Annotated in this window: 23 protein-coding genes; 17 read left to right on the top strand and 6 right to left on the bottom strand. The window is 75.3% G+C overall.

Features of this window, described 5'->3' with window-relative positions; all coding sequences use genetic code 11:
* Positions 1–2: 2 nt before the first annotated feature.
* Positions 3–1190 (bottom strand): UDP-galactopyranose mutase, encoded by a 1188-nt coding sequence (gene glf / locus ACI78Q_RS13310; RefSeq protein WP_456923864.1) that lies wholly within the window; start codon positions 1188–1190, stop codon positions 3–5.
* A gap of 172 nt (positions 1191–1362) precedes the next feature.
* On the opposite strand from glf, the gene ACI78Q_RS13305 reads away from it, so the two are divergent.
* The 4 genes from ACI78Q_RS13305 to ACI78Q_RS13290 all read left to right on the top strand — a co-directional run bounded on the left by ACI78Q_RS13305 (position 1363) and on the right by ACI78Q_RS13290 (position 5213).
* Complete coding sequence (locus ACI78Q_RS13305; protein WP_456923863.1) at positions 1363–2316, top strand: glycosyltransferase family 2 protein; 954 nt, start codon at positions 1363–1365, stop codon at positions 2314–2316.
* Positions 2317–2318: 2 nt separating this feature from the next.
* Positions 2319–3416 (top strand): mannose-1-phosphate guanylyltransferase, encoded by a 1098-nt coding sequence (locus tag ACI78Q_RS13300; protein ID WP_456923862.1) that lies wholly within the window; start codon positions 2319–2321, stop codon positions 3414–3416.
* 44 nt (positions 3417–3460) lie between these two features.
* On the top strand, positions 3461–4231 hold the full coding sequence (locus tag ACI78Q_RS13295; RefSeq protein ID WP_456923861.1) for an SDR family NAD(P)-dependent oxidoreductase: 771 nt from the start codon (positions 3461–3463) through the stop codon (positions 4229–4231).
* A 193-nt stretch (positions 4232–4424) separates the two neighbouring features.
* Positions 4425–5213, top strand: coding sequence for a DNA-3-methyladenine glycosylase family protein (locus ACI78Q_RS13290; protein ID WP_456923860.1), 789 nt, complete (start codon positions 4425–4427; stop codon positions 5211–5213).
* Positions 5214–5283: 70 nt separating this feature from the next.
* Here ACI78Q_RS13290 and rfbA read toward each other — a convergent pair whose 3' ends face one another.
* The 3 genes from rfbA to cofD all read right to left on the bottom strand — a co-directional run bounded on the left by rfbA (position 5284) and on the right by cofD (position 8267).
* Positions 5284–6156 (bottom strand): glucose-1-phosphate thymidylyltransferase RfbA, encoded by an 873-nt coding sequence (rfbA, locus tag ACI78Q_RS13285; RefSeq protein ID WP_456923859.1) that lies wholly within the window; start codon positions 6154–6156, stop codon positions 5284–5286.
* A gap of 28 nt (positions 6157–6184) precedes the next feature.
* Complete coding sequence (locus ACI78Q_RS13280) at positions 6185–7234, bottom strand: coenzyme F420-0:L-glutamate ligase (RefSeq protein ID WP_456923858.1); 1050 nt, start codon at positions 7232–7234, stop codon at positions 6185–6187.
* A gap of 73 nt (positions 7235–7307) precedes the next feature.
* Positions 7308–8267: a 2-phospho-L-lactate transferase gene (cofD, locus tag ACI78Q_RS13275; RefSeq protein ID WP_456923857.1), complete on the bottom strand. Its 960-nt coding sequence runs from the start codon at positions 8265–8267 to the stop codon at positions 7308–7310.
* 229 nt (positions 8268–8496) lie between these two features.
* Between cofD and ACI78Q_RS13270 the strand changes: the two genes are divergently transcribed.
* Together ACI78Q_RS13270 and ACI78Q_RS13265 are read left to right on the top strand one after the other, a co-directional pair.
* The gene (locus ACI78Q_RS13270) at positions 8497–8835 is read left to right on the top strand and encodes a WhiB family transcriptional regulator (RefSeq protein ID WP_456923856.1); all 339 of its coding nucleotides are present in this window, start codon (positions 8497–8499) and stop codon (positions 8833–8835) included.
* A 99-nt stretch (positions 8836–8934) separates the two neighbouring features.
* Positions 8935–9783, top strand: a complete 849-nt coding sequence (locus tag ACI78Q_RS13265; protein ID WP_456923855.1) for a hypothetical protein — start codon at positions 8935–8937, stop codon at positions 9781–9783.
* On the opposite strand, the gene ACI78Q_RS13260 is transcribed toward ACI78Q_RS13265, so the two are convergent.
* Complete coding sequence (locus ACI78Q_RS13260; RefSeq protein WP_456923854.1) at positions 9758–10777, bottom strand: hypothetical protein; 1020 nt, start codon at positions 10775–10777, stop codon at positions 9758–9760. The genes ACI78Q_RS13265 and ACI78Q_RS13260 overlap by 26 nt on opposite strands.
* Positions 10778–10857: 80 nt before the next feature.
* On the opposite strand from ACI78Q_RS13260, the gene ACI78Q_RS13255 reads away from it, so the two are divergent.
* Positions 10858–11739 (top strand): phosphotransferase, encoded by an 882-nt coding sequence (locus ACI78Q_RS13255; protein ID WP_456923853.1) that lies wholly within the window; start codon positions 10858–10860, stop codon positions 11737–11739.
* Positions 11740–11827: 88 nt separating this feature from the next.
* Here the strand turns inward: ACI78Q_RS13255 and ACI78Q_RS13250 are convergent, their stop codons facing one another.
* The gene (locus ACI78Q_RS13250; RefSeq protein WP_456923852.1) at positions 11828–12283 is read right to left on the bottom strand and encodes a metallopeptidase family protein; all 456 of its coding nucleotides are present in this window, start codon (positions 12281–12283) and stop codon (positions 11828–11830) included.
* Positions 12284–12428: 145 nt separating this feature from the next.
* Between ACI78Q_RS13250 and ACI78Q_RS13245 the strand changes: the two genes are divergently transcribed.
* The 10 genes from ACI78Q_RS13245 to ACI78Q_RS13200 all read left to right on the top strand — a co-directional run bounded on the left by ACI78Q_RS13245 (position 12429) and on the right by ACI78Q_RS13200 (position 23825).
* Positions 12429–12830: a DUF3499 domain-containing protein gene (locus ACI78Q_RS13245; protein WP_280173874.1), complete on the top strand. Its 402-nt coding sequence runs from the start codon at positions 12429–12431 to the stop codon at positions 12828–12830.
* A gap of 80 nt (positions 12831–12910) precedes the next feature.
* Positions 12911–14275 (top strand): phosphomannomutase/phosphoglucomutase, encoded by a 1365-nt coding sequence (locus tag ACI78Q_RS13240; protein ID WP_456923851.1) that lies wholly within the window; start codon positions 12911–12913, stop codon positions 14273–14275.
* Positions 14276–14330: 55 nt separating this feature from the next.
* Complete coding sequence (locus tag ACI78Q_RS13235; protein ID WP_456923850.1) at positions 14331–14537, top strand: Trm112 family protein; 207 nt, start codon at positions 14331–14333, stop codon at positions 14535–14537.
* A complete protein-coding gene (locus tag ACI78Q_RS13230) occupies positions 14534–15679 on the top strand; it encodes an SIS domain-containing protein (RefSeq protein WP_456923849.1) in 1146 nt (381 codons plus the stop codon). The genes ACI78Q_RS13235 and ACI78Q_RS13230 overlap by 4 nt, the downstream gene beginning before the upstream one ends.
* 106 nt (positions 15680–15785) lie before the next feature.
* Positions 15786–16724, top strand: coding sequence for a DUF808 domain-containing protein (locus tag ACI78Q_RS13225; RefSeq protein WP_456923848.1), 939 nt, complete (start codon positions 15786–15788; stop codon positions 16722–16724).
* A 63-nt stretch (positions 16725–16787) separates the two neighbouring features.
* Positions 16788–18530: a glycerol-3-phosphate dehydrogenase/oxidase gene (locus ACI78Q_RS13220; protein WP_456923847.1), complete on the top strand. Its 1743-nt coding sequence runs from the start codon at positions 16788–16790 to the stop codon at positions 18528–18530.
* A gap of 189 nt (positions 18531–18719) precedes the next feature.
* On the top strand, positions 18720–19895 hold the full coding sequence (manA, locus tag ACI78Q_RS13215) for a mannose-6-phosphate isomerase, class I (RefSeq protein ID WP_456923846.1): 1176 nt from the start codon (positions 18720–18722) through the stop codon (positions 19893–19895).
* A gap of 71 nt (positions 19896–19966) precedes the next feature.
* Positions 19967–21166, top strand: a complete 1200-nt coding sequence (locus tag ACI78Q_RS13210) for a glycosyltransferase family 2 protein (protein ID WP_456923845.1) — start codon at positions 19967–19969, stop codon at positions 21164–21166.
* On the top strand, positions 21157–21579 hold the full coding sequence (locus ACI78Q_RS13205) for a GtrA family protein (protein WP_456923844.1): 423 nt from the start codon (positions 21157–21159) through the stop codon (positions 21577–21579). Before ACI78Q_RS13210 ends, ACI78Q_RS13205 begins: the two co-directional genes overlap by 10 nt.
* Complete coding sequence (locus ACI78Q_RS13200; RefSeq protein ID WP_456923843.1) at positions 21576–23825, top strand: hypothetical protein; 2250 nt, start codon at positions 21576–21578, stop codon at positions 23823–23825. The genes ACI78Q_RS13205 and ACI78Q_RS13200 overlap by 4 nt, the downstream gene beginning before the upstream one ends.
* Positions 23826–23936 lie beyond the last annotated feature (111 nt).

The following is a 23936-nucleotide window of genomic DNA, read 5'->3' as shown; positions in this document are numbered from 1 at the left end:
CGTCAGTCCTCGAGGCGGCCGTCGAGCGACTGACCCTGGTCGAAGAACGGGCGGATGCGGTTGTCGAACATGGTCAGCGCGGAGCCGATGGCCATGTGCATGTCGAGGTACTTGTACGTACCCAGACGGCCACCGAAGAGCACCCGCTTCTCGGCGGCCTCCTTGGTCGCCAGTTCCCGGTAGCGCTCCAGCTTGGCGCGGTCCTCGGGGGTGTTGATCGGGTAGTACGGCTCGTCGCCGGTCTGCGCGAACCGCGAGAACTCCCGGACGACGACCGTCTTGTCCTCGGGGTAGTCGCGCTCGGGGTGGAAGTGCCGGAACTCGTGGATCCGGGTGAAGGGCACGTCCTCGTCGGCGTAGTTCATGACCGACGTCCCCTGGAAGTCGCCGATCGGCAGGACCTCGGTCTCGAAGTCCAGCGTCCGCCAGCCGAGTTCACCGGCCTGGTAGTCGAAGTACTTGTCGATCGGGCCGGTGAAGACGGTCGGGACGTCCTTGGGCAGGTCGGCCCGGACGTCGAAGTAGTCGGTCGACAGCCGCACCTCGATGTTCGGGTGGTCGGTCATGCGGGTCAGCCAGGCGGTGTACCCGTCCTTCGGCAGCCCCTCGTAGGTGTCGTTGAAGTACCGGTTGTCGAACGTGTACCGCACGGGCAGGCGGGCGATGACGGCGGCGGGCAGCTCGGTGGGGTCGGTCTGCCACTGCTTCTTCGTGTAGCCGCGGATGAACGCCTCGTAGAGCGGCCGGCCGATCAGCGAGATCGCCTTCTCCTCGAGGTTCCGGGCCTCGGCGGTGTCGAACTCGGCGGCCTGCTCGGCGACCAGCGCGCGCGCCTCCTCGGGGGAGAAGCTCCTGCCGAAGTACTGGCAGATCGTGGCCAGGTTCATCGGCAGGCTGTAGGTCTGGCCCTGGTAGATGCTGAAGACGCGGTGCTGGTAGTTCGTGAACTCGGTGAACTGGTTGACGTACTGCCAGACCCGTTCGTTGGACGTGTGGAACAGGTGGGCGCCGTAGACGTGCACCTCGATACCGGTCTCCGGCTCGGGCGCGGAGTACGCGTTGCCGCCGATGTGGTCGCGCCGGTCGATGACCAGGACCTTCTTGTCCAGCTGGCTGGCCACCCGCTCGGCGACCGTGAGGCCGAAGAACCCGGAGCCGACGACGACGAGATCGGGACTGGCTTGAGTCACGCCTCGCGACTGTACCGGCGCGGCGCGTCCCCCTCCGGGAGGAGCAGGGGTGACGTGACGGGCCCGTCCCCCTCGTCACACGGGCCACAGGCGGCCCCTCCGGGAGGCCCGTCCGGCACCCTGCTCGTAGTGCGTCCGAGGGCACCTCGGGTGGTCCTCGTAGGGTTTGCCCGTGACCGCTGCCTTCCCTGCCGCGCCCCTCCGCGTGGTGGCGGTGACCTACTCCCCGGGCGAGGCCCTCGAGGGTTTCATCGACTCGCTGGCCCAGGCCACCACCCGCCCCGTCGAGGTCGTCCTCGCCGACAACGGCTCCACCGACGGTGCACCCGAGCGGGCCGCGGCGGCGCACCCGCACGTCCGCCTGCTGCGCACCGGCGGCAACATCGGCTACGGCGCCGCGGTCAACGCCGGCCTGGCCGGGCTGACCGAGGGCCACGCGGTGGTGGCCAACCCCGACGTCCGGTTCGAGCCGGGCTCGGTCGACGAGCTGCTGGCCGTGGCCGCGCGGTGGCCGCGGGCCGCCACGCTCGGCCCCGCGATCCGCACCCCCGAGGGGGAGCTGTACCCGTCGGCCCGCGACCTGCCGCGGCTGTCCACCGGCGCCGGGCACGCGCTGCTGGGGTGGGTCTGGCCGGCCAACCCCTGGACCGCCCGCTACCGGCGCGAGCGCGAGGCGCCGCGCGAGCGGGCGGCCGGCTGGCTGTCTGGGTCGTGCCTGCTGGTCGACGTCGCCGCGTTCTGGTCGGTCGGCGGCTTCGACCCCGGCTACTTCATGTACTTCGAGGACGTCGACCTCGCCGAGCGGCTGACCCGGCGCGGCTGGCTGCACGTCTACGCCCCCTCCGCGGTCGTGACGCACGAGGGCGGGCACGCCACCCGCCGCGAGCCGCACCGCATGCAGCGGGTGCACCACACGAGTGCGCTGCGCTACCTGTCCGGCCAGTACCCGCTGCGGCGGCACGCGCCGCTGCGGCTGGCGCTGCGGGCCGGGCTCGGCGGCCGGATGCTCGTCTCCCACGTCAGCGGCAAGGTCGCCGCCGGCGCCCGTTTCCAGCGGCGCGCCGAGGGCGTGGGCACCCAGGCGCGGGGGAGCCGGGCGCTGCCGCGCCGGCGGGGCAGGAGCTGACGGTGCGCCACGCCGTCATCATGGCCGGGGGCTCCGGCACGCGGCTGTGGCCGCTGTCCCGGGCCGGCCGGCCCAAGCAGCTGCTGGACGTCGTGGCCGACGGGGACGGCGCCGCGCACAGCCTGCTGGCCGAGGCGTTCGCCCGGCTCGAGGCGGTGCTGCCCGCCGAGCGCATCTGGGTGTGCACGGCCGCGCGGTACGGCGACCAGGTGCAGGCGGCGCTGCCCCGGCTGCGCCCCGACCGGCTGGTGCTCGAGCCGGTGGCCCGCGACACCGCCAACGCCGTCGGCCTGGCCGCGGCGCTGGTCGCCGACGTCGACCCCGACGCGGAGCTCGCCGTGGTCAGCGCCGACCACGTCATCCGGCCGGTCGAGCGGTTCGCCGCCGCGCTGACCACCGCCTACGGCGCCCTCGCCGCGCGGCCGCGCGCGCTGGTCACCCTGGGCATCCGCCCCACTGCGCCGGCCACCGGGTTCGGCTACGTGCAGCGCGGCCCGGCGACGGAGGTGGCGGGCGTGGCGGAGGCGGCGTCCTTCCGCGAGAAGCCTGACCGCGCCACCGCCGAGGCCTACCTCGCGTCGGGCGAGTACCTGTGGAACTCCGGCATGTTCGTCTGGCGCGCGCGGACGGTGCTCGACGCGCTCGCCGACCACCTCCCCGCGAGCGCCGAGGGGCTGGCCCGGGTGGTCGCCGTCCCGGCCGGGCCGGCGCGGGAGGCCGTCCTGGCCGAGGTGTTCCCGACACTGCCGAAGATCAGCGTCGACTACGCCGTCCTCGAGCCGGCGGCGACCGAGCCGGGGCGGGTGCTGGTCGCCGACCTCGACGTCGACTGGCTCGACGTCGGCTCGTGGCCGGCGCTGGCCGCCACCCTGGAGACGGCCGGCAGCAACGCCGTCCGCGGGCTGGCGGTGACCCTCGACAGCGCGGGCAACATCGTCTTCAGCGACGACCCGGCGCACCTGGTGGCCCTGGTGGGGGTGCGCGACAGCGTCGTCGTCGCCACCCGGGACGTGACGATGGTCTGCCCGGTCGGCGACGCCGAGCGGGTCAAGCAGCTGCTGGCCGCGGTCGAGGAGCGACACGGGTCACAGTTCAGCTGAGTGCCCCCGCCAGCCTGCCCACCGAAGTCGCTAGCCTCGCCTCCGTGAAGGACTTCGACGTCGCCGCAGTCGTCTCCGGGGGCGCCTCCGGGCTGGGGGAGGCCACCACCCGGGCCCTCGCCGCCCGGGGCGCGGCCGTGACCATCCTCGACATCCAGGAGGACCGCGGGAAGGAGCTGGCCGCCGAGCTCGGCGGGCACACCACCTTCGTCCGCACCGACGTGACCGACCCGGCGTCGGTGGAGGCGGCGGTCGCCGAGGCCACGGGGAAGGACCGGCCGCTGCGGATCGCGGTCAACTGCGCCGGCATCGGGGTGGCGCAGCGCACCGTCGGCAAGGGCAACGTGCCGCACGACTTCGACCCCTTCGTGCGCACCGTGATGGTCAACCTGGTCGGCACGTTCAACGTGCTGCGCCTGGCCGCCGCCGCGATGGCCGCCACCGAGCCGGGGGAGGACGGGGAGCGCGGGGTCGTGGTGAACACCGCCTCGATCGCCGCCTACGACGGGCAGATCGGCCAGATCGCCTACTCGGCGTCCAAGGGCGGCATCGTCGGCATGACGCTGCCGGCGGCGCGCGACCTCTCCGGCGTCGGCGTCCGGGTCTGCACCATCGCCCCGGGCCTGGTCGACACCCCGCTGCTCGGGAGCCTGCCGGAGGAGGCCCGCCAGAGCCTCTCGGCGGGCATACCCTTCCCCAAGCGCCTGGGCCGCCCGTCGGACTTCGCCGAGCTGGCCCTGGACATCGTCGAGCACGGCTACCTGAACGGCGAGGTCATCCGGATGGACGGCGCGCTCCGGATGGCGCCGCGCTGACCCGCCCCGCCGCCCGCGGGCGGCGGGTCCTCTTCCCCGGGAGCACCACCTGAGCACCACCCTCGCGGCGCCGGTCTTCTCCGACGTCTGGCGACCGGACTGGCCGCTGGACCTCCGCCGGACGCTCTTCCCGCACCAGCGCAGCAGCGGCGACCCGACGCTGCGGCACACCGACGGCGCCACCTGGCGCACGGTGAGCACGCCGGACGGGCCGGCCACGGTCCGCATCGTGGTCGCCGCCGGGGAGGTGCGGGTGACCGCGTGGGGTCCCGGCGCCGAGCGCGCCGGGGCGGCGGTGCCCGGCTGGCTGGGCGCCGAGGACCGGCCCGAGGAGTTCGACCCCGCCGGGCACGCGCTGCTGACCCGGCTGCACCGCAGCACCCCCTGGCTGCGGCTGGGCAGCACCGGCCGCACCTGGGACGCCCTGGTGCCCGCCGTCCTGGAGCAGAAGGTCACCGTCGTCGAGGCACACCGGGTGTGGCGGGCGCTGCTGCGGCTGGCCGGCGAGCCGGCCCCCGGTCCGGCGCCGGAGGGGATGCGGGTCATCCCCTCCCCGCGGCGGGTGCTGGACGTGACCGACTGGGAGTGGCACCGCTGCGGCCTCGACGGGGCCCGCCGGCGCGCCCTGCGGGCGGTCGCGAGCGTCGCCGCCCGGCTGGAGCCCGGAGCGGCGGTCGACTGCGGCGACCTGCAGCGCCGCCTGAGGTCGGTGCCGGGCATCGGCGTCTGGACGGCGGCCGAGGTGGTGCAGCGGGTGTTCGGCTGCCCCGACACGGTCAGCTACGGCGACTACCACCTCAAGAACCAGGTGGGCTTCGCGCTGACCGGGGCCGCGCGCACCGACGACGACGCGATGATGGCCCTGCTCGAGCCCTGGCGCGGCCAGCGCCAGCGGGTGGTGCGGCTGCTGCTGGCCGGGGGCGTCGCGCGGGCGCCGCGGTTCGGCCCGCGCAACGCCGCGACCGACCACCGCCGCATCTGACCGTCCGGGTTCCGGCCCCCTGCAGGGTCCCGCCACGAGCTCGCGAGTGGTGGCGGCAGGGGGTCCTTCTTCAGACGCGGGGCTCGTCCAGCAGGCGGAGCAGGTAGTCCCCGTAGCCGCTCTTGCCCAGCGGCTCGGCAGCGCGGCGCAGGCCGTCGTCGTCCAACCAGCCCTGCCGCCAGGCGACCTCCTCGATGCACCCGATCTTGAGCCCCTGCCGCTCCTCGACCACCGACACGAACTCGGTGGCCTGGCGCAGGGAGGTGAAGGTGCCGGTGTCCAGCCACGCGGTGCCGCGGTCGAGCACGGTCACGGTCAGCCGGTCCTGGCGCAGGTAGTGGTCGTTGACCGCGGTGATCTCGAGCTCACCCCGGGCGCTGGGCGTGATCCCGCGCGCGACGTCGACCACCGAGTTCTCGTAGAAGTACAGCCCCGGCACCGCGTAGGAGCTCCGCGGCCGGGCCGGCTTCTCCTCGATGGAGAGCACCCGGCCGCCGCCGTCGAACTCCACCACGCCGTAGTCCTGCGGGTTGGCCACGTGGTAGGCGAAGACGTGCCCGCCGTCGGGCTCGGGCAGCCGCCCCAGCGCCGTGCCGAGGCCCGCGCCGTAGAAGATGTTGTCGCCCAGGACCAGCGCCACGGCCGCGTCGCCGATGAAGTCCGCGCCGATGAGGAAGGCCTGCGCCAGCCCTTCCGGGCGCGGCTGGACGGCGTACTCGATCCGCATCCCCAGCCGGTTGCCGTCACCCAGCAGCGCGCGGAACGCCGCCTGGTCGCCCGGGGTGGTGATGACCAGCACCTCGCGGACGCCGGCCATCATCAGCGTGGAGAGCGGGTAGTAGACCATCGGCTTGTCGTAGACCGGCATCAGCTGCTTGCTGACCGCCTGCGTGATGGGGAAGAGGCGGCTGCCGGTGCCCCCGGCCAGGATGATCCCGCGCATGATCGCCGACGCTACCCAGCCGGGGAGGTCAGGGCGCCGGCGAACCGAGCCACAACCTCCCGACGAGTGAGGTGCCCCCGGCCGTCGCCGCCGGCTCCCAGCGCGTCGTCCAGCCCTCCGCGTGCAGCTGCACGATCACCGCGCCCACCAGCGCGCCCAGGTTGAGCGCGTGCGTCGTCGTCGCCCGGTCGGGCAGGTGGACGTCGACCACCCCGTCCTCCTCGCCGCCGTAGCGCAGCACGACCGGGAACTCCGGCAGCGCGGCGACCGCGACGCGGAAGGCCCCGGCGACGGCGTCCAGCTCGCCGGGCCGGGGCACGAGGTCGGCCCCGGGTGCGCGGGAGCCCACCAGGTCGCGGCTCCCGTAGGGGAAGAGGTCGCCGGGGCCCAGGCGCACCAGCGGCCGGGTGCCGGCGTCGTCGGCCGGCGGGTCGACGGCCACACCGCGGACGACGGCCACCGGGATCCCGGCCAGCTTGCCCTTCACCAGGTCCGCGGCGGCGGCGAGCTCGTCGACGACGGCGACCTGGGTGGTCTCCAGCCGGTTGCCGTGGGCGTCGACGTCGCCGCGGTGGTCGACCAGCGCGGCGATCCCGGCCGACCCCACCGCGACGTCGGTGAGCCCCTCCCGCCAGGTGCGGCCGAACGTGTCGCTGACGACCACGGCGACGGTGACGCCGAGCAGCTCCGCCAGTCGCGCCCGCAGCGCCCGCGCGGAGGCGTCCGCGTCCTCCGGCAGCAGTACGAGCGCGTCGCCGGGGACGTTGGAGGCGTCGATGCCGGCCGCGGCCACCACCCAGCCCTGGCGGGTCTCCACGATCCGCAGCGGCCCGCGGCGGGCCACCACCCGCACCGTCTCGGCGTCGATGGCCCGCTGGCGGGCCGCCTCCCGGTCGGCGCCCGGCTCGACGCGCACCAGCCGGCCCTCGACCTTGGAGACCACCTTGGAGGTGACGACGACGACGTCGCCGTCGGCCAGCCACGGAGCGGCGCCGGCGATGGCTGCGGCCAGGTCGTCGCCGGGGGAGAACTCCGGCAGCCCGGAGACCGGGTGGACGGAGATCCCGGCAAGAGGCACAGATCCCTCTCGGGCGGCCCCGTCCAGGGCACCGCCGCGAGCGTGCGAGCGGTGGGGAGGACGGGGTCCTTCTTCAGACACCGGCGGCGTCCAGGGCGGCACGCGCCATCGCGGCCGTGGCGGCCGGGTCGCTCATGAGCAGCGGGACGGCGCGGACGTCGACACCGGGGACGTCGGCGGGATCGCCGGTGTGCACCAGCCAGGCGTCCAGCAGACCGCCGGCCGTGCGGGCGCCGTAGTGCCGGCCGACGCCCTCCGCGCTGACCTCCACGCCGACCACCGGCAGGCAGCGGTCGGCCATCCCGCGGACCACGGCACCGGAGACGATGGGGGAGACCCCGACGACCCGGCCCGGCGTGGCCAGCAGCGCCTCGCGCATCCCCGGCACGCCCAGCACGGTCCCGATGGACACCACCGGGTTGGACGGCGCCAGCAGGACGGCGTCGGCGGCGGCGAACGCCTCGGCGACACCGGGGGCGGGGCGGGCGGTGTCCACGCCGACCTGGACGAAGGCCGACGCCGGCAGCGCCGCGCGGTGGCGGACCCACCACTCCTGGAAGTGGATCGCCTGCTGCCGCCCGCTGTCGGGGTCGGCCACGACGACGTGGGTCTCGACCCGCTGGTCGCTCATCGGCAGCAGGTCGACGCCGGGCTGCCAGCGGTCGCACAGCGCGGCGGTCACCTGGGACAGCGGGTAGCCGGCGTCGAGCATCCGGGTGCGCACGAGGTGGGTGGCGAGGTCGCGGTCGCCGAGGCCGAACCAGGTCGGCTCGGCCCCGTAACCGGCCAGTTCCTCCTTGACCGTCCAGCTCTCGCCGAGCCGCCCCCAGCCGCGGTCGGGGTCGATGCCGCCGCCGAGGGTGTACATGACCGTGTCGAGGTCCGGGCAGATCCGCAGGCCGTGCATCGTGACGTCGTCCCCGGTGTTGACGACGGCGGTCAGCCGGGCCTCGGGGACGGCGGCGCGGAGACCGGCCAGGAATCGGGCTCCGCCGACACCTCCGGCGAGCACGACGATCTGCACGAAAGTCATCGTGCCCCATGGGCAGTTGTCGACTGTTCGGCGGGCGTGTCGGGGGGTGGGACGAGAAGTGACGAACAGGGTGTGACAGGCGGGGCTGGTGTGGCGAGTCGCTTACACCGCGCGAAGTTGACGCCTACGCAACGACACGCGTGTAATTCCCGCGGTGTCAGCAAGTGCCGAGCGGCCCGGGATCGTCCCGGAGGGCGCGCACCGGGGGAGCGAGAGGGGACGCATCGTCATGGCAGAGGTCTCGTGGCTGAGCGACTACGTCAGCGCGTCGGAGCGGAACGCCGACCGCGGCGTCGAGGGTGCCGGGCAGCTCTTCGCCGGCATCTGGAGCGCGGGCCTGGAGGCCGACGCCCAGTCGTGGCAGGAGCGGGCGCTGTGCGCCGAGACCGACCCCGAGGCGTTCTTCCCCGAGAAGGGCGGCTCCACCCGCGAGGCCAAGAAGATCTGCACCGGCTGCGAGGTCAAGGCCGAGTGCCTCGAGTACGCGCTGGCCAACGACGAGCGCTTCGGCATCTGGGGCGGGCTCTCCGAGCGGGAGCGGCGCCGCCTGCGTCGCCGCGCCGTCTGAGGACTGCCCGCCCCGCACACACCGCCGTGTGACACCACCCGTCAGCTGTCCCACAGCCGCCGACGCAGCGCCGTCGGCGGCTGTGGTGCTATTCGGGGTGTGACGACGCGGGGGCCGCTGACCCGGCTGGCGACCGGCCGGGCCGAGGTGGTCCGTGAGCTCCGCGCCGCCGTCCCCCTCCAGGCGGCCGTCCGCGCCCCGGTCACCGCCCGGAGCCCCTGGCTCACCACCGTGCTCAACGTCGCCGCCACCCGCCGCCGGTCGGGCACCCGGCCGGTCGCGGTCGTCGTCGACCGCGACCCCGACCGGGTGGGCGGCCTCGCCGCGCTGGCCGCGCTCGTCGTCGACGGCCGCGGCCCGACGGTCGGCGTCACCCTCCTCGGGGACGACGCCCCGGTGCCCCCGGGTGCGGCATCCGCCCGCCTGCCGGTGCGGGACGACGCCGCGGCCGCGCGGCTGGCCGCCGGCGTGCTGGACCTCCTCGCCCGGGTGCGCCGGCCGTGGACGCTGCGCCTGACCGGGCTGCCGCTGGGGGACCCCACGCTGCGCGAGCTCGGCCGGCTGCGGCCGGAGGCGGCCTTCTCCACCGCGCGCAGCGCCCGCCTGGTCGACGCGCTCGACGAGACCGGGCCGGTGCACCGCACCCGCGACCCCCGCGAGCTGGACCGGTGGCTGCCGCAGCTGCTGGCCCGCGAGCCCGACCCCCGGACCCGCCTGCTGCTGCGGGCCGCCACCCGCCTGCACGCCGCGATCGACCAGGTGGAGCTGGCCGTGCTGGCCGACGGGGAGCGGCTGCGGGCCGGTCTGCTGACCCTCGTCGACGGCGCCGACCGCCGGCCCTGGTGGGGTTCCTCCGACGTGGGTGGCCTGCGCCGCGAGATGGGTGCGCCGGTCGTCTCCCTGACGCTGTCCGGCGGGCCGCTCAGCCGGCGTACCGGATCACGTTGAACCCCCCGCGCGTCGTCGACGTCCGGTCGGTGCCGAGGAACAGCGTCGCCTCGGCCACCGCGCCGCCGTCGTGCACCGGACCGGCCGGCGAGATGGTGACCGTGAGCTCGTACACCCGCCCGGTGTAGGCGGGGGCGGTGGCGATCGGCCGGGTGTAGGTGGGGAAGCGGCCGGTCAGCCGGACGTCGTCGCCGTCCCGCGTGACCTCCAGAGCGGGGGAGGGCAGGTCGGCGTACTCGGTCGTCGACCGCACGCAGCCGGCCGCCTCCGGGTCGGCCGGCGGCTCGTCGGCCACGCAGTTCCAGGTCGGCAGGGACAGGTGCGCCAGCGCCGCGCCGTCCTCCCCGGCCGGGTCGCCGGTCGCGGTCACGCTGACCACGGGCTCGGCGACGGTGATGCCCACCGCGTGCCGCTCGACGACGATCCCCCCGAAGCCGAGCGTGGCGGTGACGCCGTCCTCGCCGAGCGGCACCGAGCGGTCGGCCAGCGCGCCGGCGCCGCTCTCACCCGGCAGCGGGTCGGCCGGCACGCCGGGCAGCTCCGGGACCGGGGCGGCCGTGGGCGTCCCGGTGGTCGGCGTCGCGGCCGGAGGCGGAGCCGGCTGCTCCGCCGCGGCCGGGAGGTCGTCGTCCCGCGTGCCGGCGGCGACGACGGCCAGGGCGCCGACGAGCAGGAGGGCGACCGCGGCCATCCCGGCCACCGCGCGGCCGGCACCCGGCCCGGCGTCCGCGTCCCCGGCCTCCTCCCTGGGGGGCGCGGGGTGGGCGGGCGGTTCGGGAGCGGGCGCCGCCGGCGTGCCGGGCGGCGCGTCGAGGAACCCGGGCAGGTCGTCGTGCGGGAAGCGCGCCGCCGGCGGGGGCGCGGCGGGCTCCCGCCGGACGGCGCCGGCACCACCCCGGCGGCCGGTCAGCAGGACCACGGCGACCACCGCCAGCGCGAGCAGCGCCGCGCCCAGCACGATCCAGGGCACGGCGGCCGGCGCGGAGGAGTCCATCCCGGCAAGCATCCCAGGGACGCCGGCGACGTCCGGCCGGACTGCGTGCGGGGTCGGTGGCGGGCTGGGAGGCTCCTGGGGTGACCAGCAACGGGGGAGTGGCAGAGGGTGCGGCGCGGGAACGGGTGGGCGCGCTGCTGACCGAGCTCGGCGTCGAGCAGCCGCTCACCGGGGTCACCGACCTGTCCGCGTCGCTGGGCGTGGTCCAGGGCGTCCTCGCCGACCGGGTGGTCGACCTCGCGGTCACCGAGAGCGGACGACGGCGGTTGCGGGCGGAGCTGCGGGGCCGGCGCTGGGCGGAGGAGCGGCAGATCGGCGTCCCGGAGGTGCTGGCCGCCGCCGACGACGGGCGGTGGCTGCTGTCCCGCCGCGTGCACCCCGTGCCCGGCGGCGGGCCCCGCTGGACGGAGGCCGCCGTGGATGCCGCCATGCGCATCGCGCCGCTGCCCGCGCCCCCGGGCAGTCCCTGGCACCCGCCTGCCCCGCCGACCCTGCGCCGGGCCCGCGCCTCGGTCGGCTCCACCGGGCGGCTGGTGCGCGGGGGCGTCCGGCTGGGCGAGCTCCGGGCGGTCCGGGCGGCGGCCGCCCAGCTGCCCCTGTCGGAGGTGACCCACGGGGACCTCCGCGCCGCCAACGCCGTCCTCGACGACACCGGCCGCATGGTGGTGCTGGAGTGGACCGGCGTCCGCTCGGGGCCGCGGCACCGCGACCTGCTGACCCTGTGGGCCAGCACGCCGGACGAGGAGGACCGCGCCGGGATCGCCCGGGTCGTGCTCGACCGCACGGCCGGCTGGGAGGAGCCCGACGTCGGCCTGCTCTGGCACGCCGTCGCCCTCGAGCAGCTCGCCGACCGGCTCACCCGCGCCGACCGCGGCGACGGCCTGGACCTCGCCTTCTGCCGGGCGCGGCTGGCCGACGCGCGCGGCATCGCGGCGGAGCTGGGCAGTCCCGTGGTGACGTGAGGGAACGGCCCCCTGCAGGGGCCCGTCGCCGGCCCCGTCCCGAGGCTCGCCCCGAGCCCGCGAGGGGTGAGGAGGACGGGGTCCTTCTTCAGCTCGTGGGGTCGATCTCCTCCGGGTCGCGCCCCAGCAGCACCGCCACCTGGTCCACGACGACGTCGCGCACGAGGTCGGCGAGGTCGTCGCGGTCGTGCGCGCGCAGCTCCAGCGGCCGCCGGTAGACGACGATCCGTGGCGGCACCTCGCGGCCGCCCTCCCGGTGGGCCGGCAGCACGCGGGCCAGCGGGACGCTGCCGTCCTCCAGGACGTCGGCGTCGAGCACGACCTCGTCGGGGCTGGTGTGCTCCACCCACGGGACGTCCTCGACGGCGAACTCGACGCCGGCCAGTTCCTTCTCCCACCGCCGCTCGAGGTCCTCGACCGCGTCGAGCACGAGGTCGTCGAACTGCTCGCCGCGGCTGCGGGCCAACGGGACCCCGTCGGGGACCAGCCGCCCGCGCAGCCCGCGGCCGTGCCGGTCGCGGCGGGAACGGGCGGGTCGGCTCATGGCGAGTGCGAGCGTACGGCCGGGGTGCCCCGCGCCGCCGATCGCGCCCGTGCGGACCCGCCGCGGCGTCCTGGAGGGGTCCACGGGACCGTCGTGGAGGATGGGACTGCTGCTGTCGTCACGGGCGCAATTCGCGGTGTGCCTGATGCCAACGACCCGGGTACGCGTCTACTGTGCGGTGCGTGAGGAACCGGTGGTGAGGCAGTCACGTCGCTGCTCGCGCAGCGGCTGCGCGCAACCGGCGGCAGCGACTCTGACCTACGTGTACGCGGAGTCGACCGCTGTCGTCGGCCCGTTGGCGACGTTCTCGGAGCCACACAGCTACGACCTCTGCGAGTTCCACGCTGAGCGGCTGACCGTCCCGCGCGGCTGGGAGGTCGTCCGGCACGAGATCGACGTCGAGGACTCCGGCCCGACCGGCGACGACCTGCTCGCCCTGGCCGACGCCGTCCGCGAGGCGGCCCGGCCCGAGCCCCCGCGCAACCCCGCCGACGACGGCAGCGGCACCCGCCGCGGCCACCTGCGGGTCCTCCCCGACATCACCTGAAGCCCTCCCCGGCCCCGTCCAGAGGCTCACGCCGAGCCTGCGAGGCGTGAGGAGGACGGGGTCCTTATAGTGTTCCGGTCGTGCGCGACCTCTCCTCGATCATCAAGGCCTACGACGTCCGGGGCCTGGTCCCCGGGGAGTGGGACGAGACCGTCGCCCGCCGCATCGGCGCCGCGTTCGCCGAGCTCATGGCGCAGGAGAGCGGCGCGACCGCTGTCGTCACCGCCCACGACATGCGCGACTCCTCGGTGCCCCTGTCGCGGGCCTTCGCCGAGGGCGTGCTCAGCCGCGGTGTCGACGTCGTCGAGGCCGGGTTGGGCTCCACCGACCTGCTGTACTTCGCCTCCGGCTCCCTCGGCGTCCCGGGTGCGATGTTCACCGCCAGCCACAACCCGGCGCAGTACAACGGCATCAAGCTCTGCCGGGCCGGCGCCGCGCCCGTGGGGCAGGACTCGGGGCTGGCCACGATCCGCGAGTGGGCCGAGCGGGACGCCTACGACCGCGTTCCGGAGCGGACCGCCGCCATCGCCCAGCGCGACCTGCTCGCCGGGTACGCCGCACACCTGCGCACGCTGGTCGACCTCACGCAGATCCGGCCGCTGCGCGTCGTCGTCGACGCCGGCAACGGCATGGGCGGCCACACGGTGCCCGTCGTCCTGGCCGACCTGCCGCTGACCGTGCTGCCGATGTACTTCGAGCTCGACGGCAGCTTCCCCAACCACGAGGCCAACCCGCTGGACCCGGCCAACCTCGTCGACCTGCAGGCCGAGGTGCGCCGCACCGGCGCCGACCTCGGGCTCGCCTTCGACGGCGACGCCGACCGGGTGTTCGTGATCGACGAGCGCGGCGAGCCGGTGAGCCCCTCGGCGATCACGGCGCTGGTCGCGGTGCGCGAGCTGGCCAAGGGCCACGGGACGACGATCATCCACAACCTGATCACCTCGCGGGCGGTGCCGGAGATCGTGCGCGAGCACGGTGGCGAGCCGGTGCGCACCCGCGTCGGGCACTCGTTCATCAAGGCCGAGATGGCCCGCACGGACGCCGTCTTCGGTGGCGAGCACTCCGCGCACTACTACTTCCGTGATTTCTGGCGGGCCGACACGGGCATGCTCGCGGCCATGCACGTGCTGGCCGCGCTGGGGGAGCAGAGCCGGCCGCTGTCGGAGCTGACCGCGGGCTACAGCCGCTACGCCGCGTCGGGCGAGGTCAACTCCACCGTCGCCGACGCGGCGGGCAGCGCGAGGGCGGTCCGCGAGGCCTTCGAGGGCGAGGACGGCGCGACCGTCGACGACCTCGACGGGCTGACCGTCACCCTGGCCGACGGCTCGTGGTTCAACCTGCGGGCGAGCAACACCGAACCCCTGCTGCGGCTCAACGTCGAGGCGCCCGACGCGGCGCGGATGACCGAGCTCCGAGATCGAGTGCTGGAGATGGTGCGCGCATGACCACACCCCACGACGACGTTCCGCTGGCGCTCCACGTCGACGCGGAGGGCCCGGCGTGACGTCCCCGACCGGCCCGCTGGGTCTCGACCCCGCCCTGCTGGAGATCCTCGCCTGCCCCGACACCCACCACAGCCCGCTGACGGTGGACGAGGCGGCCGGTGAGCTGCTGTGCACGACGTGCGACCGGGCCTTCCCCGTCCGCGACGGCATCCCGGTGCTGCTGCTCGACGAGGCCCGGCACCGCGGGGAGCGCCCGGCGTGATCTCGCCGGAGCTCGCCGAGGAGGTCTTCGACGACCTCGACGTGCTGCGCGCCCGCGACCCGCGGGGCCTGCTGCCGGCCGTGGCGGGGGCCGGGGCGCAGGTCCGGGAGACCGCCCGGCTGACCGAGGAGGCCGGCCTGGAGCGGGTCACCGCCGGGGGGCGCCCCCGCGGCCTGGTGATCGTCGCCCGGCGCGAGGGCGCGGTCGCCGCGTCGGTGCTGCGCGCACTCCTCGGTCCGGCCAGCCCGGTCACCGTGGACGTCGTCCCCGGGCCGGACCTGCCGGTGTGGACCGGCCCCAGCGACATCGCCGTCGTCGCCACCCGCACCGGAGCCGGCCGGTACGCGGTGACCCCGGCCTACGAGGCCGCGCGCCGCGGGGTGACCCTGCTGGGCATCGGCGCCGACGACGCCCCGCTGCGCGCGGCCTGCTCGACCGCCCGCGCGCCCTACGTGCCGCTCCCGCGGTCCCGGGTGCGGCACACCACGCTGTGGTCGCTGCTCACGCCGCTGCTCAAGCTGGCGGTCGACCTGGAGCTGCTGTCGCCCGGGTTGGCCGACCTCGAGTCGATCGCGGCGACCCTCGACGAGGTGGCCGGCGAGTGCGGGCCGGCGCAGGAGTCCTTCGTCAACCCGGCGAAGACCCTGGCCCTGGAGCTGCTCGACGCGCTCCCGGTGATCGCCGCCGAGGGGCCGCTGGCCGGCACCGCCGCCATCCGGATCGCCGACCAGCTGGCCACCCTCGCCGGCCTGCCGGCGACCACCTTCCGCATGCCCGACCAGCGGGTGGCCGCGTGCTCGGTGCTCCGCGGCCCGCTGGCACCGGAGGCCGGCGCCGACGACTTCTTCCGCGACCGCGCCGAGGACACCGGCCGCCGGCTGCGGCTGCTGACCATCCGCGACACCGACGCCGGGGAGCACGACGGCGCGGGTGAGCGTGAGCCCCGGTCGGCGCGGGAGGCGCTGCAGGAGGCGCTGCGCACCGCGGCGACGTCCAACGTGCCCGTGAGTGGACTGGCCGAGCACGGGGAACCGGAGCGGTACGGCCGGCTACCCCGGCTGGCGCGGCAGCTGGCCGTGGCCGACTTCACCGCCGTCTACCTGGCGCTGGCACTGGACACCGAGAGGGGAGCGGCCTCGTGAACTCCCCGGTTCCCGGCGTCCCCGTCGACGAGCGCGCCCCCACCCGGGCGTGAGATCCCCATGACCGAGACAGCACGCCGGTGCTGACCGACCGGAAGGACCTCCCGTGGCGGGTGGACTCGTAGCCCTGTTCGACGACGTCGCGACGCTGGCGCGCGCCGCCGCGGCATCCGTCGACGACATCGGTGCCGCTGCCGGCAAGGCCAGCGCGAAGGCCGCCGGCGTCGTGGTCGACGACACCGCGGTCACCCCCCAGTACGTGCACGGCCTGGCCGCCGAGCGCGAGATCCCGATCATCAAGCGCATCGCCATGGGGTCGCTGCGCAACAAGCTGCTCATCCTGCTGCCCGCGGTGCTGCTGCTCAGCCAGTTCCTCCCGTGGCTGCTCACGCCGATCCTCATGGTCGGCGGCGCCTACCTGTCCTACGAGGGCGCGGAGAAGGTCTGGCACAAGCTGCGCGGCCACGGCGACGCCCACGGTGCGGAGGAGGCGGGGCCGCCGGACGAGGACACCATCGTGTCCGGGGCCGTGCGGACCGACTTCATCCTGTCCGCGGAGATCATGGTGATCTCGCTGAACGAGGTGGTCGACGAGGGCTTCTGGGCCCGGGCGGTCATCCTCGCGGTCGTCGCGATCGGCATCACGCTCCTCGTGTACGGCGTCGTCGGCCTCATCGTGAAGATGGACGACGTCGGCCTGAACCTGTCGCAGCGCTCCTCGAAGGCGGTGTCCCGGCTGGGCCACGGCATGGTGAAGGCGATGCCGAAGCTGCTCGCTGTCATCACCGTGGTCGGCACGGCCGCGATGCTGTGGGTCGGCGGGCACATCCTGCTGGTCGGCACCGACGAGCTGGGGCTGCACCTCCTCTACGGGACGGTGCACCACTGGGAGGAGGCGGTCCACGAGGCCGCCGGCGCTGTCGGGGGCGTCCTCGGCTGGCTGGTCAACACGCTCGCCAGCGCCCTCTTCGGCCTCCTCGTCGGTGGTCTGATCGTGGCGGTCATGAGCCTGTTCCACCGGCGCAAGGCCGGGGCGGCCCACTGAGCCCGCCAGGGGAGTGATCCAGGTCGCACCCCGCCCGGGTGGCAGCCGGAGCAGAGTGGGGGCATGAGCCGCACGCACCTCTCGCCGGAGCGGCGGCGCGCCGACCGGGCGCTGCTGGCCGACGAGGTGGTGGACGTGCTCGTCGTCGGTGGGGGCGTGACCGGGGCCGGCGCCGCCCTGGACGCCGCCAGCCGGGGGCTGTCGGTCGGGCTGCTGGAGGCGCGGGACTGGGCGGCGGGCACCTCCAGCCGCTCCAGCAAGCTCGTCCACGGCGGCCTGCGCTACCTCGAGCAGCTGGCCTTCCCGCTGGTGCGCGAGGCGCTGCACGAGCGCACCCGCCTGGTGCAGACGATCGCCCCGCACCTGGTCCGGCCGCTGCCGTTCCTGCTCCCGCTCACCGCTCCGGCCTGGCAGCGCGCCTACTACGGGGCGGGCGTGGCGCTGTACGACGTCCTCAGCAGCGCACTGGACGCCGAGCGTGTCGTCCCGGTCCACCGGCACCTGTCCCGCCGGGCGACCCTGGCCGCCTTCCCGGCGCTGCGCCCCGACGCGGTGGTCGGCGCCATCCGCTACTGGGACGCCCAGGTGGACGACGCCCGGCACACCCTCGCCGTCGTGCGGACGGCGGCCGGCTACGGCGCCCGCGTGCTCTCCAGTGCCCGCGTGACCGGGCTGCTGCGGGACGGCGAGGGCAGCAGTGCCCCGGTGGTCGGCGTGCGGGTGTCCGACCTGACCGACGGGTCGTCGTTCCCGGTGCGGGCGCGCAGCGTCGTGGCCGCCACCGGCGTCTGGAGCGACGACGTCGGCGCGATGCTCGGCACGACCGCGCCCAGCCTGCGGGTCCGCGCCTCCAAGGGCGTGCACCTGGTCGTGCCCCGGTCGGCGATCGACGTCGGGGACGTCCCGGACGGGGAGCGGACCGGGCTGATCCTGCGGACGCCGACCAGCGTGCTGTTCGTGATCCCGTGGGGCGAGCAGTGGATCATCGGCACCACCGACACCCCGTGGAAGCTCGACCGCGACCACCCGGCGGCCAGCAGCGCCGACATCGCCTACCTGCTCGACCAGGTCAACCGGGTGCTGGCCAAGCCGGTCACCGGCGACCAGGTCGTCGGGGTCTACGCCGGGCTGCGGCCGCTCCTGGCGGGGGAGGCCGACCAGACCAGCCGGCTGTCCCGCGAGCACGCCGTCGTCACCCCCGTCCCCGGGCTGGTGCTGGTCGCCGGTGGCAAGTACACGACCTACCGGGTGATGGCGGCCGACGCCGTCGACGCCGCCACCGCCGGGCTGCCCGGCGTCCCCCCGTCGCGGACCGCGCACCTGCCACTGGTGGGCGCGCACGGCTGGGACGCCGTCCGGCAGCGCGCCGCCGAGCTGGCCGCCGCCTCCGGCCTGCCCGAGGACGCCGTCGACCGGCTGCTGCACCGCCACGGCGACCAGGTGACCGAGGTGCTGGACCTGGTCCGCGCCGACCCGGCGCTGGGCCTTCCACTGCCCGGGGCGCCCGCGCACCTGGCCGCCGAGGTCGTGCACGCGGTCACCGCCGAGGGGGCGCTGCACCTGGACGACGTCCTCACCCGGCGCACGCGGGTGTCGATCACCACGCCGCACCGCGGCACCGAGTCCGCGCCGGCGGTGGCGGAGCTGATGGCCGGGCCGCTGGGGTGGGACGCCGAGCGCGTAGCGCGCGAGGTCGCGCACTACGCAGCGCGGGTGGAGGCCGAGCGGGAGTCGCAGCGGATGCCCGACGACCGCACCGCGGACGCCGCGCGGCTGGGCGCACCGGACGTGCGGTCCGCCGTCTGAGACAGCCGTTCCCCGAGGGGCACCGCAGGGAGCGCTCCGAGCGAGGGCGGACCGGGGCCTGCGGGGGACGGACCGGTGGCGGCCGACCGACTCACCCCGATGGGGCAGGCTGATGGGGGTGCACTCCATCCGGTACGTGGGCGTTCCGACATCCCTGCTGTGCTCGAGTCGCCAGTAGCCTCCTCCGTGATGTGGCAGCTCACCAGTGCGGTCCGCTTCTACCCCTGGGGCAGCCGGACCGTCATCCCGGAGCTCCTCGGGGAGCCCACCCCCGCGCAGCTGCCGCACGCCGAGCTCTGGATGGGCGCGCACCCCGACCAGCCGAGCGTGCTGGCCGACGGCCGGCCGCTGGACCGGGCCATCGCCGAGGAGCCGGAGCGGCTGCTCGGTGCGCCGGTGGTCGAGCGGTTCGGGCCGCGCCTGCCCTTCCTCATGAAGGTGCTCGCCGCCGACGCGCCGCTGTCACTGCAGGCGCACCCCACCATGGAGCAGGCCGCGGCGGGGTTCGCCGCCGAGGAAGCCGCCGGGGTGCCGCACGACGACCCCACGCGGACGTTCAAGGACCCGTGGCACAAGCCCGAGCTGCTGCTGGCCCTGACCACCTTCGAGGCCCTGTGCGGCTTCCGGCCGGTCGAGGAGTCGCTGCACTGCCTGGCCAAGCTCCAGCTGCCGGAGCTCAAGCCGACGATCGCCGCGCTGGCCCGCGGCGGGCTGCGCGCGGCCATCCCGCAGCTGCTGGCACTGTCCGGCCGGCGCCGGACCTCGCTGGTCCAGGCCGTCGCCGAGGCCGCGGCCCGCTTCGTGGCCGCGCACGACCCGGAGTTCATCAACACCTACCGCTGGGCAGCGACGCTGGCCGAGACCTACCCGGGTGACCCGGGCGTCGTCATCTCGCTGATGTGCAACCACCTCAAGCTGGCGCCGGGGGAGGCGGTCTTCCTGCCTGCCGGCAACCTGCACGCCTACCTCAGCGGGGCCGGCGTGGAGGTCATGGCCAGCTCCGACAACGTCCTGCGCGGCGGCCTGACCGCCAAGCACGTGGACCTGGCGGCGCTCATCGAGGTGCTCGACTTCAGCGACGGGCGCGTGCCGGTCATCCACCCCGTCCTCGGCCCGGGAGGACTGCGCTACCCGGTGCCCGTGCAGGACTTCGACCTCACCCACGTCCAGCTCGACGAGCAGGCCGGCGTCCTCACCACCCGCGGGCCGCAGGTGCTGCTGTGCACCGACGGGCGCGCCGTCCTGGCCGCGGCCGACGGCGAGCTGGTGCTGGGTAAGGGGCAGTCGGCGTTCGTCCCCGCCGGTGAGCCGGTCACCGCCCGCGGGCCGGCCGTCCTGTACCGCACCACCACCCAGCTGCGCTGACCCCGCGGCGCCGGAGACCGCCGCGCAGCAGTCGCCTGCGCACCGGCTCCCGTTCCGGGAGGATGGCGGGCATGTTGCTGTCCGTCGTCGTGCCGTGCCACAACGAGGAGCGCGTGCTCCCGGAACTGGTGGACCAGGTCCGCGCGGCGGTGCAGCCGACCGGCGTCGAGCTGGAGATCGTGCTCGTGGACGACGGCAGCCGGGACCGCACCGTCGAGGTGCTCCGGCAGCTCAGCGTCGCGGACCCCCGGGTGCGGTACGTCTCGCTGAGCCGGAACTTCGGCAAGGAGTCGGCGATGCTCGCCGGCCTGGCCTACGCCCGCGGCGACGCGGTCGTGATCATGGACGCCGACCTGCAGCACCCCCCGCGACTGATCGTGGACATGCTCGAGCTGCACCACCAGGGCCACGACCAGGTGGTGGCCCGCCGGACCCGGGACGGCGACGCGCTCGGCCGCACCCTGCTCTCGCGGACGTACTACCGGCTGGTGAACGCCCTCGTCGAGGTGCGCATCGAGGACGGCGTCGGGGACTTCCGGCTGCTCAGCCGCCGCGCGGTGGACGCGCTGCTGCAACTGGGCGAGTACAACCGCTTCTCCAAGGGCCTGTTCGCCTGGATCGGGTTCCCGACCGCCACGATCGACTACCGCAACGAGTCCCGGTACGGCGGCGACGCCAGCCGCTGGACGCTGCGCCGGCTGCTCAACTACGGCATCGACGGGGTGATGTCGTTCAACAACGCCCCGCTGCGGCTGGCGATCTACGTGGGTCTCGTCGTCACCGCGCTGGCGTTCGGCTACACCGCGTTCCTCGTGGTCGCGGCCATCGTCGACGGCGTCACCGTGCCCGGGTACATCACCCTGGTGGCCGCGGTCATCGGCCTCGGTGGGCTGCAACTGCTCTTCCTCGGGGTGATCGGGGAGTACGTCGGCCGCATCTACTACGAGTCCAAGCAGCGGCCGCACTTCCTCGTCGCCGAGTCCAGCGACGACCACGCGCCGACGGTCACCCCGCGGCGGACCCGGGCACCGGCGCGCAGCACGGTCGTGGTCGGGAACTACGTCGCCACGGACGGCGTCAACGAGGCCGTCCCCGTCCACCCCGGCCCCGTGCGAGCCCCCGGCGCGCAGGCCCCGCAGACGGCGGAGACCGGATCCGCGCACGTCACGCGGCGGATCCCGCGGGGGAGCGGCACGCGGGCCGCGGCGTCGCGTCCGGCCGGCGACGCGGGGACGAGCCCCGTCCCGGGCGACGCCGCACCGTGGCCGTGATCCCGGCCCGGCTGCGTCCCGTCGCCCGGTTCGCCGTCGTCGGCGTCGTCAACACCGGGGTCTACTACGGCAGCTACCTCCTGCTGCGCACCGTCGTGCACTACCTGGCGGCGCACCTGTGCGCGATCGCGGTGGCGATGGTCGTGTCGTTCTTCCTCAACTGCTACTGGACCTTCCACACCCGGCCGACCTGGCGGAAGTTCGCGCTGTTCCCGCTGACCAACGCGACGAACTACGTGATGACGACGGTGGGCGTCGTGGTCCTGGTCGAGTGGTTCGGGATGGGCGAGCGCATCGCCCCCCTGGTGGCCGCGGCCGCCGCGATCCCGGTCACCTACCTGCTGTCCCGCAGGGTGCTGTCCGGCCGGCCGGAGGTGCCCGTCGGCGCGGCGCCGCGAGAGGTGCGCAGGTGACGGCGCGCACCCACGAGCACCCCGCCCCCGCCGCGGCACCCGAGGTGGCCGCCGACGCCGGCGACCACCCCGCGCCGCGGCGGCGCCGCCGGCTGCCCGAGTGGCTGGTCACCCTCGGCATCGGGGCGCTGGTGTGGGCCCTGGGCGTCATCCCCCAGTGGCGGGGCGACTTCTTCTACTACGTGGGCGACCAGCACGAGCAGTTCGCGCCGCTGTGGCACCTGTTCGGCCGGCAGCTGCGCGCCGGGCAGTGGCCGGCCATGGACCCGGCCGGGTGGGTGGGCGGCAACTACGCCGCCGAGGCGCTGACCGGCATCTGGAACCCGGTCAACCTGGCGAACTTCGTGCTGGTCTCCACGTTCGACAACCTGTCGCTCGCCGCGTTCGTCGTCATGGTGGAGTTCCTCGGGCTGCTGGCCATGGGCGTGTTCCTGCTGGCCCGCGGCTACGGTGCGGCCCGCTGGCCGGCCGCCGTCGTCGCGACCGCACTCCCGGTGGCCGGCTTCACCCTCTGGTACGAGGCGTCCGGCTGGCCGGCCGGGCTCTTCGCCTTCACCTGGGTCACGCACTTCTGGTGGTCCGCGCACCGGGTCACCCGCGGCCGGCTCACCCCGCTGGTCCCCTTCGTCTTCGGCTTCCTGGCGGTCACCACGGGCAACCCCTACGGGCCGCTCGGGCTGGCGGTCGTGGTGGCGGCGCTCGGCGTCGAGCTGCTGCTGCGCCGGCGGTGGGCCCGGCTGGTCCACCTGGCCGTGCTCGGCGCCTGTGTCGGGGTGGTCGCCCTCCTGGTCTTCCTGCCGCTGCTGGGGGCCAACGCGGTGTCCTCGCGGGAGCAGCTGGCCGAGGTCGTCAACGACACGTTCCTCGTGCCCGACCTCGGCGACCTGCTGGCGGCCAGCTCGCCGACCTACCTGCCGTCGATCACCAACTGGAACGGCGCCCTGCTGGAGAGCCTGCCCTCCACCTACCTCGCCTGGTTCGTCCTGCCCCTGCTGCCGTGGCTGCGCTGGGACCGGCTGCGCCGCCGGGCGCGCTCGCTGGTCAGCGTGTTCGTCGTGGGCGGCTGGTACCTGCTGGCCACGCTGGGCCCCTCCAACCTCTGGCTGTTCCGGTGGCCGGTCCGCCTGGTCGAGTACCTGTGGCTGCCGGTGGCGGTGCTGTTCGCCGTCGTCCTCTCCGCCGGCCTGGCCACGACCGCGGTGCGCACCCGGGCGGTGGTCAGCGCGGCCGTCGTCGCCGCCGGGTACTACCTGGCCTGGGCGGTGCAGCCGGCCGACCTCGGCAGCGTCCACCTCGGGGGGCTGCTGCTCGTCGCCGGGCTGACCGCGCTGGCCGTCCTGGCCGGTCGCCGTCGCGGCCTGCCGGCCCTCGGCGCGGTGGTGGTCGCCGGCACCGCGTGCGTCCTCACCCTCCAGACCAGCGTGTTCCCGGCCCGCCCGGAGGGCGCCCCGCCGCCGGCCCAGCCGGCCTACGACCTGCCGTCGGTGGCCGAGGGCACGTCGACCTACGAGGGCACCGTGCTGCAGCTGGCCGCCCTCGCCGGCGTCGGCACCGAGCACATGCGCGACGGCGAGATCCTCTTCGGCAACCTGCCGCGGGCGACCGGCGCGTCGACCGTGACCAGCTACAGCGGCATCGGGTTCCGCGAGTTCACCGCCGAGCTGTGCATGGACTACCGCGGGGCGACCTGCCCGGAGGCGTTCGACCGCGTCTGGCAGCCGGCCGGCCCGGGCTACGACGTCCCGCTGGTCGACGCGATGCAGGTGTCGACCCTGGTCGTGCAGCGGTCGCTGCGGCCGGACGTCGCCGCGCTCGAGCCGCCGCCGGGCTGGCGGGTGGCCCTCGAGACGCCGGTGCGGGTCGTCTGGGTGCGCGACCGGCCCGTGGACGACGAGGGCAGGGTGTCCTGGGCGTCGCCCGGCACCGCCGTCCTCGCCGACTCCGCCACCGCCCGGCGCGAGGAGGTCCGCTACCGCGCCACGGAGCCGGGCCGCCTGCTGTTCGCGCGCCTGACCTGGCCCGGGTACACCGCGACCGTCGACGGCCGACCGGTCGAGGTGGTCGACGGCCCGGCCGGCCTGCTGGCGGTCGAGGTGCCGGCGGGGGAGCACTCCCTCGTGCTGGAGTACCGGGCACCCGGGCTGCGCGCCGGCGCCCTCGCCGCCGCGGCCGCCGCCCTGGTGGTGCTCGTGCAGTCCGGCGCCTGGTGGTGGGGCCGGCGTCGCCGCCGTCGAACCGCTGCGTGACCGATCGGAGACGCAGCGCCACACCCGACCGGCACGGCAGCGTGCCGCGCTGCGAACTGCCTGGGTAGACGGCCGATCCCAGGCCGAGTACCGACCACCCCGGTTACGGTC

The sequence above is a fragment of the Geodermatophilus sp. SYSU D00705 genome (assembly GCF_054050135.1).
Note: the sequence above shows the minus strand (reverse complement) of the source record. Positions and strands in the feature narration are given on the sequence as shown.